Source organism: Tardiphaga sp., from assembly GCF_041424195.1.
Lineage (GTDB): Bacteria > Pseudomonadota > Alphaproteobacteria > Rhizobiales > Xanthobacteraceae > Tardiphaga.
In genome coordinates, this window is record NZ_JBGMOE010000205.1 from 36,901 (window position 1) to 52,523 (window position 15,623).

Here is a 15,623-nt window from a genome sequence, read left to right on the forward strand (position 1 = left end):
TTTGATTTTGTCTGATGTGTAGTGACAACGCGCGGCTTCATGTCGCGCGTCGCCATAGTCTCGACTTTTTGCGATGCGTATTCTTGTGCACTGCGATGATCTCGTTTCGCACTTCACACTGAAGGCAGCAAGGAGAGGACGTTTCATCAGACGAGTGTTGAGTGCGCTAGTGGGGGCGCGGCATTCATCACGGGCTTGCCGAGTTTGTAAGCGCCGAGGTGAATTTCTAAGCGGCAATCAAGTCTCGACGACAGTTCGATAGCGGGGGAATGCAGTTCCTTCGCAAGGGATGAGTGATGAAATGTATGCTTGCGTCAGCAGGATCGGATGCGATCAGCGAAGGACCGGAGGGGCTGCGGTCGATTGCCGTCGCGCGCCGCGCCCTTCGCATCGCTCCGTGGCCAGCCACCGTCATTCTGCTCGGTATTGCATCACCCGCCAATGCTCAGGCGATTCCGGCGACCAACGACGAACTCGCACCGCCCTGGAATGCGCAGCGGATTTTCGAGCCGACCGCGCTGCCCGATCTGGTCGACCGGGATAGTCGGGAAGAAGTAGCGCCCGAGGACATGCCAGTGAGAAAGCGACAGCAACCTGGCTATGAACCCATCGGCATCCGCCAGGGATCCTGGATGTTCAACCCGTCGCTGATGACGGGCGCGCTCTATGACAGCAATGTGTTTGCCTCGAACACCCAGAAGCGCGGCGACGTCGCGGCGGTGGTCGAACCGAGCCTGCGTGCCCACACGCTGTGGGAACGACACGGCATCGACATCAAGCTCAATTCACGAACCACGGCCTATAACGAAAATTCGAGTCTCGACCAGACCGATGTGAGCCTGAAGGGCGCCGGCTGGATCGATATCGCCAATGACATGGTCGTGCTGGGCAGTTTCCAGATCGCGCATCTCAACGAGGGTGTGGGCTCACTGAGTTCGCCCGCCAATGCCGTGACGCCGACTCCTTATAACCTGATGTCCGGCGACCTGACCGTCCGCAAGGAATTCAACCGGCTCGCGACATCGATCGGCGCGCGGGTCGATTCGTACGATTACGGCACGGCGCGTGCGCAGGATGGCAATCTCATCGACCAGAGCAGCCGCGACGGCCAGATCTATGCGCTTCATGGCCGCGTCGATTATGCGTTCTCGCCGGTGCTCGGCTGGTTCGGCGGCGTCGAAGGCAACCAGCGCAATATCCGCGGCGTGCCCGGCCAGACGCTGGACTCCACCGGCTATCGCGCCCTGTCCGGCTTCACGGTCGGTTTCGGCAATCTGATCCGCGGTGAATTCGGCGGCGGCTATGTCGAGCAGCGTTTCGACAATCCCCTGATCGGCACCGTCGACGGACCATCCTATCGCGCCAAGCTCACCTGGAGCCCGACGCGGCTGATGGACATCCACGTCAAGGCCGAACAACTCGTTACGCAGACATCCGATACGAGTTCGACCGGCGTGCTGGCCAATGCCGTGCAGGTCGGTGTCGACTACGAACTGCGTCGCAACGTCATCCTGTCGCTGACGGGCGCCTATGAGATCGACCGCTTCTTCGGCCAGGCCCGCAAGGACCGCGTAACCACGACGAATGCCAGCGTGAAGTATCTGATGAACCGCTTCAGCGCGATCTCGGCCTATCACCGCTACACATCGCGCGACAGCGATATACCCACCTTCAGTTACGACAAACATCAGGTAGGGCTCAATGTTACAGCGCAATTTTGACCAGCCCTTTCCGGCGCCCCCGGAGCCGGTCCCGACTGCGGTTGCAGGCTGGCAGGCGCCGACCGTCGATCTCAGGGAGATGGCGCGCATCCTGCGGCGGCGCTGGCGTGCGGTCGTGTTGCCCGCCGCCGTGCTGGGCGGAATCGCGCTGGCATATGTCCTGACGGCCACCACTCTTTATACGGCGACCTCCACGGTGCTGGTCGATCCGCGCCGCGCCAATGTGGTCGAGACCAACCAGTCGGTGCTGACCAATTTCGGCACCGATGATGCGACCATCGAAAGCCAGACGCTGCTGATCCAGTCGCTGACCATTCTGCAGCGCGTGGCCGACAAATTGAAGCTGACGCAGGACCCCGAGTTCATGGCTAAGCCGGGCCTGCTCGATCCGATCCGGAACCTGTTTCGCAGCGACACCCCCGTCGACGGCGTGAGCCCGCAGGACGCCGCGCGCGCATACTCTATCTATCTGCTCCAGCGCCGCATGAAGGTGACACGGCAAGGCACGACCTTCCTGGTCGACATCGCCGTCAGTTCGGAATCGCCGCAAAAGGCGGCCACCATCGCCAATGCCGTCGCCGACGCCTATTTCGAGGAACAGGTGCGCGCCAAATATGACGCGACGCGTATCGCAGCCAAATGGCTCGGCGGCCAGATCGATGCGCTGAAGAATCGCGTCGTGACCTCGGAACAGGCGGTCGCGGATTATCGCGCCGCCAATAATCTCGCCGTCGCGCAGGGCGTGACCGTCAACGACCAGCAAATCACCGATCTCAACAACAAGCTGATTGCCGCCCGGGTGCAGACCGCCGAGGCGCGCGCCAAGTTCGATCAGGTGCAGCAATTGGCGAAAACCGGCGGCGATGCCGGCGGGCTCAATGCCGCCGTCTCCTCGGATATGGTGAGCAAGCTGCGCGCACAATATGCCGATATCGCCAAGAACGAAGCCGACCTGACCAGCAAATACGGTCCGCGGCATCCGCAGGTGGCCAATGTGCGGGCGCAGCTCAGGGACACGCAGCGGCTGATCAATGAGGAAATCGCACGCATCGTGCAAAGCACGACGCATGATTATGACGTCGCGAAATCCCGCGAGGCCTCGCTGCAGGACAGTTTCGACAAGCTGCAAGGCGTGTCCAGCACGTCCGGTCAGGCCGTGGTCCGGTTGCATGAGCTGCAGCGCGAGGCGGAAGCCAACCGCACGCTCTATGAGTCGTATCTGGCGCGCTCAAAGGAAACGACGGCGCAGGAAAGCCTGGAGATGCCGGACTCCCGCATCGTCAGTTCAGCCAGCGTTCCGCTGAAGCCGTCGGCGCCGAAGACGATGCTGATTCTCGGCTTGGCTATCCTGCTCGGCCTCGGCGGTGGCACCGTGCTGGCATTCCTGACCGACTATCTCGACGGCCGGATCAAGACCCTCGAACAGGCTGAAAACATATCGGGCGTCCCCGCTCTGGCAGCCTTGCCGTCGATCAGCAGCCGCGAACTCGCAGGACGCGCCAAACGCGGCCGCACCGAACTCGGCAATTACGATCCGCGCACCATGCGGCTGCTGCCGGCCGCATTGCAGCCTCCGCTGATGCGCTATGCCATCGAGGAGCCCGGCACATTCTTCGCCGAAGCGATCCGCGCCGTACGTCTGGCAATCCAGCGTGCGCGCAAGATCGACACGGTCAAGGTGGTGTTGGTGACGTCGGGCCTCGAAAGCGAGGGCAAGACAACCTTCGCCGGCAATCTCGCGCTGTCCTTCGCCACGCTCGGCATCAAGACGCTGCTGATCGACGGCGATCTGCGCAATCCCGGCCTGACACGCGCCGTCAGCCCCAATGCCGATGCCGGCCTCCTGCAGGTGGCGACTGGCGAGGTACCGCTGGAGCGCGCTATCCTGCTCGATCGCAGCACCGGCCTCTCGATCCTGCCCTCGCCTGCCATCAAGGACGTCGATGCCATCACCGAGCTGATGTTCTCGGAGCAAATTGTCGAGATCCTCGACCGCCTGAAACCGCATTATGAGCTGATCATCATCGACTCGCCGCCGCTGATTCCGCTGGTCGACGGCCGCGCACTGGCCGAACTCGCCGACCGGATTCTGCTGGCCATGGCCTGGGATAAGACACCGCGCGAGGTCGTCACCCACACCATGGAGCTGCTGGCTCCGGTGCATGACCGCATCCTCGGTACCGTGCTGACCCAGGTCGATCTCAGCAAGATCCGCTTCTACGATTATTATCGCAGCTCGGCCTATCTGAAGCCCTATGGCGTTGCCGCCGGTGCGGGAGCCGGGCGTTGACATTGGCCCGGACCGCACCGCTCAGGCTTCATCGCAACGGCGGTCTCGCCGCGGCAGGCCAGCGCGCGCGCATTCCGCAACAACGTCAGATCGTCAATATAGCCCAGCTCATCAATCTCATGATTGTGGGCGTTCTGCTCGGCGCCATCGTCGCGATCTTCACGCTGTCCGGCGGCGTTCTGACCAATCTCAAGATCCACTATCTGACACCCGGCGGCAATTTTCTGGAGAAGCTGCACCCCGGCACCTATGCGACTTTCATCGCGACGCTTCTGCTGCTGATGCGCGACGGCGATCCGATCGGCGAGATCAACCGCGCCTTCACGGACGCCAAGCTGCTGCTGGTGCATCTGTTCTGCTGGTTCGTGCTGCTGATCCAGATGTTCGTGCTGGAACGCCCGTTCACGGTCATCATCGACACATTCCTGCTGCCGGTCTTGCTGTGCCTGCTGATCTGGCGGCTGACGCCCGCGCAGCGGCGGCCGCTGGTCTGGGCCATCCATGCGACGCTGCTGCTCAACATCCTGATTGGCTATTACGAATATTTCTCCGGCCACCGCATCATTCCGCTGACGCTCGGCAGCGTGCTGGTGGTCGGTGAATGGCGCTCGGCCGCGCTCCTCGGCCATCCGCTCACGGCCTCGGGCATCGTCGGCGCCTATATCATGGCGCTGGTGCTGCGACCGGCCATCTGCCCGCCGATCCTGATCCGCGTGCCACTGATCGCCTTCAGTCTGGGCTCGCTAATGGCCTTCGGCGGCCGCACCGCGCTGATGACGGTATTGCTGGTGCTGGCCTGCCTCGGCCTGCTCGAAACGATCCGTCTGATCCGCGGCAAGCGCGTGCCGCTGCTGTTCGCGGTTGGCGCAATCTGCTTCATCTTTGTCGCTGCGGGCGTCGTGTTCGCCGCTTTCTATCTCGGCATCTTCGACAAGATGCTGCTGCGCTTCTCGTCCGACAAAGGCAGCGCCCTGGCCCGCTTTGCGACCTTCGACATGCTCAACCATTTCCAATGGAGCGAACTGATCCTCGGGCCCAATCCGGTTCGCGTGAATGCGCTGCAGTCGCAGCTCGGGCTGAATTACGGCATCGAGAATTTCTGGGTGTCCTGCATCGTGCAATTCGGCCTCATCCACACCATCCTGATCACGCTGGGGCTGACCTGCTTCTTCGTTGAACTTTTGCGCCGGTCCGATCGCGCCGCATGGGCCATCGTGCTGCTGATCCTGATGATCGCCGCGAGTTCCGTGAGTTTCTCGTCGAAGAACATCCAGCTGGCGCAGCTTGTCCTGCTCATCGCGCTGCTGCTGCCGCGCGAACGGGCACCGGCCAAGGCGCCGCCCCGTCCACTTCACGCGAGGCCGCCGATGGCCGCCCCGCATGTCCGCGCCATCCCCCGGGATCAGGAGTTCGCATGACCATCTATGTCGATCACACCCATCTCGGACGCCATGTGACCGGGCTCGAACGGATCACACTCGAGCTGTTCTCGGAGCAGGCGCTGGCGCCACTCGATGTCGTGCCCATCACCTCGCGCGGCACCGGGCAGATGGTCGCGACGCAGACTTTCGGTCTACCGATGCGCCTGGCGTCTCCCTCGTCGTTCCTGCTGTGCCCCGGCTTTCCGCCAAGCCCGCTGCTGCGGATGTTTTCATCGCGTGTGCTGCCCTATATGCATGACGACTTCCTGCTGACGCGACGGGCTGATCTCAATGCGCGTGCGCGACTCTATATGGCGGCGCCCTTCAGGATCGCGCTCAAGAACTATCCGCGCTTCCTGACCAATTCGCGCGACACCCAGCGCAAGCTGGCCGAGCATTGTCGTCCGGACGCCGAGATCACGCTGTATCGCCCGCCAGTGCGCAACGTGTTCAACCTGCAATCCGCCGAGCGCGCCGAACGCGAGCCCGAGACATCGCCGCTGCGCGTCGTGGCCCTCGGCACCGTGGAGCCACGCAAGAACTTCATCGCCGCGGCCAATATCGTCCGTGAACTGCGCCGGCACGGCTTTCCCGGCGCCACCCTCGATATCGTTGGCCGCAAGGGCTGGGGCGATGACTGGAAGACGCTGGAACGCATGTCGTGTGTGACCTTGCACGGCTACCAGTCGTCCGAGAATGTGACACGGATTCTCGATGAGGCCGATATCTTCCTGTGCACCTCGCATGACGAAGGCCTCGGCCTTCCCCTGCTCGAAGCCCAGTATGCCGGCCTGCCGATCGTGGCACCGAATGCGCCCGTGTTTCATGAGGTACTGGGAACATCCGGCATCTTCATCGATCCATCGGATCATGGCACCGCGGCGTCGCAGATCGGCGGGGCCATCGCGGCGTCTCGGTGGCGCAGGCAGTATGTTGCGTCGGCCACCGAGAACCTCGCGCGCTGGAACGCGCTGGCGGCAACCGACCACGACATAGTCATCGATCTGATCGCCGAACTTGCCGGCGGGCAGTTGGCCGGCCGTCGTCCGGCAGCGAAGCCCACCGTCGCGCATTAGAACCGTGACGCCGGCTTCCATGCCGCATCGGGACCACGCACGGTCCGTTCAACAGGGGATATGACTTCTTGCAGGATAGCGACACCAGCACACGACATCTCGACGGGCTGCGCATCGTTGCGGCCAGCGCCGTCGTGATCCTGCATTATTCCGATTACATCAAGGAACTGCCAATCGGTCGCTTCATGGTGGACCACACCTGGCACTTCAATCTGTTCGTCGACCTGTTCTTCGTCATCTCCGGCTTCGTCATTGCCAGCCAGTATCTGGCGAAGGTCGGCTCACCCGCTGCGGTCGGCCGCTTCCTGTGGCGGCGCCTCGCGCGGATCTATCCACTGCATCTGGCGACGCTGGCTTTCTACATCCTGATCGCACTGGCGCTTCATGCGGGCATTGCCAAGACCGACAATCCGGCGCGTTATCCGTTCTCAGACCTGCCGGCGCAGTTCCTGCTGCTGCACGCCATCGATGGCGACCGGCTGACCTTCAATTTTCCAAGCTGGTCCCTGTCGGCGGAGCTCTTCTGCTACGTGCTATTTCCGCTGATGGTGCTGACGATCGCGCGGAGCCGGACGGTGATCGTGGCCCTCGTGCTGTTGCCGCTGCTGGCCAACAGCATCTATGCCCTGACCATGGGCACCGAGCCCTGGCCGGACTGGATCAACAAGGGCGGCGCCTTCCGCGCTTTACCCGCCTTCAATCTCGGCATCGCCTGCTGGCTGTTTCGCGACAGGATCGCGCGGCTTCCGGCAATGCCCGGCCTGCTGACGGCCGCCCTCATCCTGTTCCTGATCTTCGGCGCGCAGCTCCCGATCATGGCGGCATTGGCGGTGATCTATCTCATCGCAGTGCTCGCCATCCATCACGACCTCTCCAGCCAGACCACGCTGTTCTCGCGCCTTGGCTTTGAGCGCTGGTCGTCGCTGACCTATTCCTCCTACATGCTGCATATTCCGGTCGCGACCGTCGTCCTCACGCTTGCGGCACGCTTCCTTGCCCCCGTCATTCCCGGCGGCAAGCTCGCCCTGGTGCCGCTGGCCATCGCCGTTCTTGCGGCCGCCAGTATACTGTCGCTGCGCTATTTCGAGACGCCCATGCGGCGTGCTCTCAATGAGGCTTATGATCGCCATTTCAGCACGCGAATTGCCGCGGCGACGGTGCCAAGGCAGACGTGACCTGATGGTGGATGCAACACAGACGATGCCCGGGACGGCGCGGCCGCTGGCTCAAACGAGGACGGCCAGCCGGGATGTGGCCATCGACAGCATGCGCGGCCTCGCCATTCTGATGGTGATCGGCATCCATTCACTGCAGCAACCGCTCGACGCATCGTGGAAGACCATGTTCGATGCGGCGCTGCGTCCCTGCGTTCCGATCTTCCTGTTTGCGTCCGGCTATCTGACCGCGCTGTCGGGCCGCGTTCCGCTCGGCAAGCGCGTGATGGCAGCACTGATCCCCTACACAATCGCTTTCGCCGCGGCCTATCTCTACATGGCACTGCAGAATCCGGCGATGGACCATCGACCGACAACGACGCTCGCCCGTTTCGTGCTCGCCTACGTCTTCGTGTATTACTATGTCTTCGTCTATCTCGGTTGTACGCTCATGCTCTGGCTGACGCTGTGGTTCGCCCATCACGTGCCGACCCAAGCCAATGAGCGACTGCGCATCGTCCTGATGCTTGCCCTCGTCTTCGGCCTGATCATCGGCAGCTATCTCGATCCCCTGCTGATCCAGCGCGGGCTGTCCGAAGGACTGATCGAGGAAGTGCGCATGCGCGACATCCCGTTCTGGTTCAGCTTCATGGCCCTGGGAATGCTGGTCGCCGCATCGACGGCGCGGCCGGCCCTTCCTGCGATGCGCCTGACACTCACTACTGCGGCGCTGCTGGCCTATGTGATCTATGCTGCGGTCCGAGTGCTGAAGATCGGCGACGCCGCCGATTATGATTCGATGGCGTTCTTCGGCTACGCCGCTGCGCTCTGCGTTTTGTTGCTCGCACTGGGCATCCGCGCGCCGGTCCTGGCCATGCTCGGATCCGGCAGCTACTTCATCTATCTCTGGCATATTTTCATTGTCATGGCCTTGCGCGATCATGGCGGACTGCGCCAGTTCGGCCCGGTTGCGGGGACATTTCTGATGTATGCGATCACCGTCGCCTTGAGCCTTGGCGCATTGCTCGCCGTGCAACGATGGGCGCCGCCCCGCGCGGCCCGCTGGCTCGGAGCCTGACCCATGCTGCTGAAGCGCACGATCCTTTATCTTCCGGCGCAAATCGTCGGACCGATGTTCCAGCTGATCGCGATGATCGTGTGGACCCATGTGGTCAACGAGCATACGCTGGGTGTAATCACGCTGATCACCGCAACGCATGAGCTGCTGCAGATCGCGTTCCTGGCGTGGTGGTCGCAATATGCGCTGCGCTTCTTCGGTCGCTATCAGGACGGCGAACAGGCGGAACGCTTCTATCGCACCGAGAACGTGGTCATCCTCGTATCGCTGTTGTTGCAGAGCGCCGCCGTGATCGGTGTGCTCTATACAGTCATTGCCACTGACACCAACCCTGCGCTGCTCGGCGCGACCGTCGCTTATGTCATCAGCCGCTCCCTCAATCTCTATATCGCCGAGCGTGCCCGGGTCAGGCACCAGATCGGCGTCTATTCGATCCAGCAGATCGTCGGACCGTCGATCGGTTTCATTCTCGGTCTGGTGCTGATCAAGCTGATCGGCCCGTCGCCGGAATGGCCGCTGCTGGGCTATGCCGCTGCGCAGCTCTTTGCCGCTTTGGTCGTCCTGCCGCGCATTGGCTACAGCCGCCGCCTGTGGCCGATCGATCGCGAGATCATTCGTCATGCGGTGAGCTATGGCATTCCACTGATCATCGGCGGCGCGCTGGGCTGGGTCGGCCTCAATGCCTCGCGCTTCATCGTCAACGACATGCTCGGCGTCGCCGCTGCGGGCCTTTTTGCAGTTGGTTACGGTCTGGGGCAGCGCGCCGCGGCGGTGGCCGCGATGCTGGTGACGGCGGCGGCGTTTCCACTGGCGGTCAAGAGCATGGAGCAAGGCGGCAGCAAGGCCGCGATGCGCCAGCTTGCCGACAACAGTGCGCTGCTCATCGGCATTCTGGCGCCGAGCATTGCGGGCATCTTCCTGCTCCGCGCCGAGATCGTGCATCTGCTGATCGCCACGCCATTCCAGCAGGTGACGCTGGCAATCCTGCCTCTCTCGGCCCTGGCCGGTTCGATCCGCAACATCCGCGCCCATTTCGGCGATCAGGTGTTTCTCCTGCACAGCAGGACGCAGCTGATGATCGTCGTCTCAAGCATCGACGCGCTGGTGACGATCGTGGCGAGCTTCATCTGCATCCACTATTGGGGACTCGTCGGCGCGGCCGGCGCGACCGTGCTCTCCGCCATTGCCGCGGCGCTGGTCAGCTTCATCATCGGCTTCTCGAAATTCGGCCTGACCCTGCCCTGGGCGCATCTCGCCCGCATCGTCATCGCAACCGGGGCCATGGGGGCGCTGCTGACGCAACTGCCCGAAGCGCCAAACCATGTCCTGCTGGCGGCCCATGTCGCCGCGGGCGCGGCGATCTATGTGCTGGTCCTTGCCATCCTTTACGGGCCGACATTGCTTCGGATGCTGCGCCGGCAGCCGCAACTCTCGGAGCTCTGATGTCGCGAAAATGTCACGACCGTTTGGCGGTCTCCAGGGCACGGGCCATTGCGTACCACAGCGGCTTTTTCTGCATGTTCTCATCGAACGGCAGCGGCCGCGGCAGTCGCTCTGCGAGAGGATTCTTCTTTCGCGCGGCGTCCGTATAGAATGAATAGTGATCGGACAGCTGCCACGCGATCACAGCCTTGACCGCCGGAACCTGCAGCACCGTTTCGAGGAATTTCCCGCCGGTCTCCGCGATCATCTTGTCGCGCGTGGCCACGTCATCGGGAAACGTGTCGTCACGAACATCGAATTCGGTGATGTAGATATCGACCTTGCGTTCGGCCAGCGCGTGGACGAATTCCAGGAACCGCTGGGGATCATGCGGATAGCGCGGCTGCAAGTGGCCCTGCAGGCCGACGACATCGAGCCGGACTCCCGCGTGCTGCAATTCATCGACCAGACGCAATAATCCGGCGCGCACTGCAAGACCGACATCGTCATCGCGTTCCGCCTGTGCCTCATTGAGCACAAACTTGGTCTTCTTATCCACCGCGCCGGCGCGGGCGAAGGCGCGCTTGATATAATCGGTTCCAAACGCATCGTACCACGGGCCGAGACGATAGCCGCCGGGCGCCTTGTGACCGGGCCAGAACGGCTCATTCACGACGTCCCATGACTGTAATTTTCCGGCGTACCGTCCCACGACTTCATCGATATAACTATCGAAGAAGGCCTGTCGCTCCGAATTGCTCATGGACTTGATCCATTGCGGAACCCATTCGTTCCAGATCAAACAATGACCGCGCATTGGAATGCGATTGCTCGCACAAAATTGCAGCAATCGATCAGCGCTCTCGAATCGCTTCGGGCCGGCCATCGGCGCAAGCGTGCCCATTTTCAGAGCGATGTCCGTCGTTATAATTTTCGTCTGTGTTGTGTAAAGCTCACGATATCCAACATCCTTGTCGATCACCGGCCCCGCAGCCGCGCCGAACATCAAACCATTTTTTGCCGCAATCGTACCAAGGCTCTGCGTTTGCGTCGCGCCGAGTGCATGTCGTTGCATAGCAAGCGTCGCGCCGGCGATGACTGCGAGCGACTTTCTCCTTGAACATTCGAACATATCCACTCTCCATCGATTCAAAATCGTGACTGCTATCTTTCGATATTGCGCGACAGCATCGCCATCGTTGCGTCGCAATAGTTCGTTTTGATGGCATCACGTCGAGGAGATGATTTTCGACTCACCCTCTTTCTTCGCTGCATCTGTAGCAAGCAAGTTGTGTACTTCGTTCACGCGTAACTCGGCCACATCGTCATCAGGGGAGCGACATGTTGCAGACGCAGGCGCCACACGCCCAAAATCTCACCGTTGACGGTGTCACCGTCAATATTTCGTCACTCGACGAAGCCGTTTCATCGATCGTGGAAGCGGCCGAATGCGGCGATAACTTCAGCGTATGCACGCTCAATCTCGATCATGTCGTCCATCTGCAACAAAAGCCGGACTTTCGCGCGGCCTATCGGCGCGCACGCTTCGTGACTGCGGATGGTTTTCCGATCGTCATTCTCAGTCATCTGCTCGGCAAACCCATTTCGCGAACAACCGGCGCTGATCTTGCTGCTCCCTTGTGCGAAGCTGCAGGCAAGAAAGGGCTTCCCATCTTTCTGTTCGGTTCCGACAGGCCGACACTGGACAAGACGACAGCGGAATTGCGTAAGCGATATCAGGGCTTGCAGATCGTCGGCACATTTGCGCCCGGTCGCAACTTCGATGCCTATTCAGCGGAGGCGGATACAGCGATTGCACAGATCCGCGCATCCGGTGCAAAGCTCTGCTTTCTCGCGCTGGGCGCTCCGCGACAGGAAGTGTTTGCCTCGCGTTGTATCGATGAGCTGGACGGCACCGGCTGCCTCTGTTTCGGCGCGGCGCTCGACTTCATCGCAGGTACGCAAATTCGCGCACCCATGTTCACCCAGCGGACCGGCCTCGAATGGGCGTGGCGCATGTTGCGCAATCCGCGCCGCCTTGCGCCCCGTTACGCGCGCTGCGCTGCCGCCGTACCACGTTTGATCGCCAGTACGCTTCCACAAATCCTGAACGCCCGCATGAGGAAAGCCGCATGACCTCGACACTTACTCTGGGGCTTCGCGCCCGGAACGCCGCACCGGCCAAGCAACGCTATCAGATCTGTCTCATCCACCCGTTCGATCCGCGTGGCCAGAAGGTGGGTGGGCTGGAGACCTATATCCGCGACTTCATCACCTTCCATCCGACGGACACGGACATCCTGTTCGTCGGCGTGGATTCGATCGGCGACCTCAAGCTTGGCGAAGTGCGACGGCTGACGTTCCGCGGGCGCGACTTCGACTTTCTCCCGATCCTGCACTATTCCGACCAGCAGGCCCGAGAGGCCGCGCGCACCATCCGCTCGTCACTGACCGGCCAGTTCTTCATGGCCTTGCTGCGTTACTTCGGCCCGGTCTCGCGGTTAATTCGCGAACGCGGCTGCACGGTCGATCTGCGCCGCGTCGAGTTTTCCTGGCTGCCGACGCTGCTGCGCCGCCCGTTCATCCAGATGCTGCATGGCGAGGGTGCGCCGAAGCTGCAGATGGATTCGCTCCTGAAGAAATATTCGTTCGTGCACAATATCGGTGAGCGTTTCGCCGTCACGACCAGCGCGAAGTTTCTGTGCGTGAACCCGTTCATCACCGAGCGGCTGCAAAAGACATATCCCGGTCAGAGCGGCAAGATCGACACCCTGTGGACCTGGGTCAATACCGACATCTTCAAGCCGCAGCCGTTTCCGGCGATGACCGAACCGTTCCGGATCATCTTCGCGGGGCGCCTTGACGAGTTCAAGGATCCGCCGTTGATGTTCAGCACCATCGCCCGCCTGCGCGAGCGGCTGCATGGCCATCTCGAATTCCACTATATCGGGACCAGCGATCCGCATCGCTTTGCCGAATTCGCCGCGATCGAAGACATCACCATCCGGCACGGATTCAAGGACGCCGTCGGCATGGCCGCCACATTGGCCAATGCCCATGCAGGCATCCTGACGTCGGAATTCGAGGGCATGCCGCGCTGTGTGCTCGAGACGCTTGCGGTCGGCCGCCCGGTCGTCGCCGTGCATCTGCCGCAACTGGAATCGGTGATCCATGATGGCGAGAGCGGTTACCTGATTTCGCGTAGCGCGTCGCGCGACGAGATGATCGAGAACCTGGCCCAACGTTTCCTCGATACCCGCGACGCGATCGGCACCGGCGAGATCAAGCCGGCGCAGGTTGCCAGCGCCATCAATGATTTCACGCCGGCCACGCAACTGGCGCGCGTCTTCACCTATCACCAGGACATCCAGAATTCGCGCAACATGACGATGACGCCCTCCGCGGCACACTGAGGCTATTTGTGAATATCCTGTTGCTATCGAGCGAATATGCTCCCGCACGTGGCGGGATAGGCACCTATGCCCGCGAGATCGCCCTGGCTGCAACACAGCTCGGCGCGCGGGTGACGCTGGTCGCTCCCGATTACGCACAGGATACGTCAACCGATGATCGCGCCATGCCCTTCGCAATCCACCGCTTCAGCGGCGGATTGCATTCGGCGCGTGATCTGCCCGCCAAGATCATGCTGGCGCGCAGCCGCATCGGTACGGCGCCGTACGATGTGGTGCATGCTGCCGACTGGCCGTTCTTTATCCCGATCGCGCTGGCCCGCGGTCGCACGCCGGCGCGGATGCTGATGACCGTGCACGGTACGGAGATCAACGAGACGCAGACGCCGCTGAAGCGGCTGGCGATCCGCTGCAGTGGCGTGTTCGGGCCACGCACCGAGGTCGCTGCCAATAGCAACTTTACACGCGACCTGTTCCGCAAAAGATTCGCAATCGACGAACGCCGCATCCATGCCATTCGCCTTGGCGTCTCCGATTTCTGGTCCGGCCGGCGCACCGATCGCGCCGCCACGCGTGCGATCTACGACATTGCGCCCGACCGGATCGTCATGGTGACCGTGGCGCGGCTCACGCGGCGCAAGGGACACCACCTCACGCTCGCCGCACTCACGCAGCTTCCTGACGAATTGCGTCAGCGCGTCACCTGGCTGGTCATCGGTCCACAAGGCGAGGCTGACTATGTCGATGAGCTTCGCGGCATGATCACGGCGTCGGACTGCGACATCAGACTGCTCGGCGCGCTATCGAATGAAGAAATTCGTGCCATCTACGGTGCGGCGGACTTCTTTTGTCTCACCGGCGTGCCGGAGTCGTCCGGCCGCGTCGAAGGCTTCGGTCTTGTCTATCTCGAGGCCGGTGCCACAGGCTTGCCGAGCGTGGCGAGCAATATCGGCGGCGTGCCCGATGCGGTGCTCGCCGGCCAGTCAGGCCTTCTGGTGGCTCCCCGCGTCGACATGATCACCAACGTGATCCGGCAACTGGCCGAGGACGACGCGCTGCGGGCACGTCTCGGCGCGGGTGCCGCCGCCCATGCGCGTGATCTGTCGTGGGAACGCTGTGCCGCAGAAACCTATGGCCTGAAGCGACGATCGTCATCGGGGGATGCGTTGCAGACCGGATCGGAGCTGAGGGCATCGGCATGAGACAATTTGCCGCTATCATCGCACTGCTCGTGCTCACCGCAGGTGCCGCACAAGCCGACAACTGCAACAAGAGCCGGGAATATCTGCTTGGCGGCCTTGCAGGCGATCTCACCATGCCGCCCCAGGTCTATGAAGGCCTGTTCAAGGTCTGCACCGAGACGGCGACGATGCCGAACGTCAAAGACGCCTACATCCTGAAGGATGGCGGCATCGCGGTGATCCCCAAACAGGACACGGTGCCCGCCACGGCGGCGACGCTGTCGCGATTCTGCGAGGCCAACCCCAGAGCCACGCTACGCTTCATCTCCGCCAAGGAGCTCGCGCTCACGAAATCGACGTCGGGCATTGTGCAGATGTCGTCAGGCTCCGCAACATCGTGTAAGAAGATCAAGGGTCTCACCTGAGCCAGAGGGAAATGCCGCCATGCTGAAGCGCATCTTTCGCTCCTCCTCCGAGACGTTCCGGACACGCTCCCCGGAGCGCGATCGCATCACCGATGAACGGCTGGTTCTCGCCATTGCGGCGACCATCGACTCCGGCATGCGCAGCGCAGAATACGAGCATGACGGCCTGAAGCGTCGGCTGGAAGACGTCATCTCCATCGCGGCAATTGTCGGCGGTAACGAGATCGAGGATGTCAACAGCCAGGCTGACCCGCGGGCGGAGCTCCTGCAAAAATCGGACGACGAGATCCGCATCGGCGAAGCACGGCTGCGGACGCTCGAGACCAATATCGAACATTTCAGATCGCTGAAGCGGGACCTGAGACGGCGCTTTCCGGGCATCAATCTCGACGCGGCTGCGCCAGCGCCGAAATAGAGCCTTTCCGCCGGTCAAGGGCTTGGACGA

At 62.1% G+C, this 15,623-nt stretch carries 13 protein-coding genes; 12 read left to right on the plus strand and 1 reads right to left on the minus strand.

What is annotated here, in order from left to right:
• Window positions 1-296: 296 nt before the first annotated feature.
• From ACEK02_RS28145 to ACEK02_RS28175, 7 genes are all read left to right on the plus strand, one after another.
• Complete coding sequence (locus ACEK02_RS28145; RefSeq protein WP_371424761.1) at window positions 297-1,721, plus strand: outer membrane beta-barrel protein; 1,425 nt, start codon at window positions 297-299, stop codon at window positions 1,719-1,721.
• Window positions 1,702-4,011 carry a GumC family protein gene (locus ACEK02_RS28150; RefSeq protein ID WP_371424762.1) on the plus strand — a complete coding sequence of 770 codons (2,310 nt, stop codon included), beginning with the start codon at window positions 1,702-1,704 and terminating at the stop codon, window positions 4,009-4,011. Before ACEK02_RS28145 ends, ACEK02_RS28150 begins: the two co-directional genes overlap by 20 nt.
• Window positions 4,008-5,429: a VpsF family polysaccharide biosynthesis protein gene (locus ACEK02_RS28155; protein WP_371424763.1), complete on the plus strand. Its 1,422-nt coding sequence runs from the start codon at window positions 4,008-4,010 to the stop codon at window positions 5,427-5,429. The genes ACEK02_RS28150 and ACEK02_RS28155 overlap by 4 nt, the downstream gene beginning before the upstream one ends.
• Entirely contained in the window at window positions 5,426-6,508 is a 1,083-nt protein-coding gene (locus ACEK02_RS28160; protein ID WP_371424764.1) for a glycosyltransferase family 4 protein, read from the plus strand. The genes ACEK02_RS28155 and ACEK02_RS28160 overlap by 4 nt, the downstream gene beginning before the upstream one ends.
• A gap of 68 nt (window positions 6,509-6,576) precedes the next feature.
• Window positions 6,577-7,683, plus strand: a complete 1,107-nt coding sequence (locus tag ACEK02_RS28165) for an acyltransferase family protein (RefSeq protein WP_371424765.1) — start codon at window positions 6,577-6,579, stop codon at window positions 7,681-7,683.
• A 4-nt stretch (window positions 7,684-7,687) separates the two neighbouring features.
• Window positions 7,688-8,740: an acyltransferase family protein gene (locus ACEK02_RS28170; protein WP_371424766.1), complete on the plus strand. Its 1,053-nt coding sequence runs from the start codon at window positions 7,688-7,690 to the stop codon at window positions 8,738-8,740.
• 3 nt (window positions 8,741-8,743) lie between these two features.
• Window positions 8,744-10,183, plus strand: a complete 1,440-nt coding sequence (locus ACEK02_RS28175) for a polysaccharide biosynthesis C-terminal domain-containing protein (RefSeq protein WP_371424767.1) — start codon at window positions 8,744-8,746, stop codon at window positions 10,181-10,183.
• A gap of 13 nt (window positions 10,184-10,196) precedes the next feature.
• Here ACEK02_RS28175 and ACEK02_RS28180 read toward each other — a convergent pair whose 3' ends face one another.
• On the minus strand, window positions 10,197-11,294 hold the full coding sequence (locus ACEK02_RS28180; protein ID WP_371424768.1) for an endo-1,4-beta-xylanase: 1,098 nt from the start codon (window positions 11,292-11,294) through the stop codon (window positions 10,197-10,199).
• A gap of 209 nt (window positions 11,295-11,503) precedes the next feature.
• Here ACEK02_RS28180 and ACEK02_RS28185 point away from each other — a divergent pair, with 209 nt between their 5' ends.
• The 5 genes from ACEK02_RS28185 to ACEK02_RS28205 are packed head-to-tail and all read left to right on the plus strand — an operon-like array spanning window position 11,504 to window position 15,593.
• Complete coding sequence (locus ACEK02_RS28185; protein WP_371424769.1) at window positions 11,504-12,298, plus strand: WecB/TagA/CpsF family glycosyltransferase; 795 nt, start codon at window positions 11,504-11,506, stop codon at window positions 12,296-12,298.
• On the plus strand, window positions 12,295-13,575 hold the full coding sequence (locus ACEK02_RS28190) for a glycosyltransferase (protein ID WP_371424770.1): 1,281 nt from the start codon (window positions 12,295-12,297) through the stop codon (window positions 13,573-13,575). The genes ACEK02_RS28185 and ACEK02_RS28190 overlap by 4 nt, the downstream gene beginning before the upstream one ends.
• Before the next feature lie 8 nt (window positions 13,576-13,583).
• Window positions 13,584-14,774, plus strand: coding sequence for a glycosyltransferase family 4 protein (locus ACEK02_RS28195; protein ID WP_371424771.1), 1,191 nt, complete (start codon window positions 13,584-13,586; stop codon window positions 14,772-14,774).
• The gene (locus ACEK02_RS28200) at window positions 14,771-15,178 is read left to right on the plus strand and encodes a hypothetical protein (RefSeq protein WP_371424772.1); all 408 of its coding nucleotides are present in this window, start codon (window positions 14,771-14,773) and stop codon (window positions 15,176-15,178) included. The genes ACEK02_RS28195 and ACEK02_RS28200 overlap by 4 nt, the downstream gene beginning before the upstream one ends.
• Before the next feature lie 19 nt (window positions 15,179-15,197).
• The gene (locus ACEK02_RS28205; protein WP_371424773.1) at window positions 15,198-15,593 is read left to right on the plus strand and encodes a hypothetical protein; all 396 of its coding nucleotides are present in this window, start codon (window positions 15,198-15,200) and stop codon (window positions 15,591-15,593) included.
• Window positions 15,594-15,623: the final 30 nt, after the last annotated feature.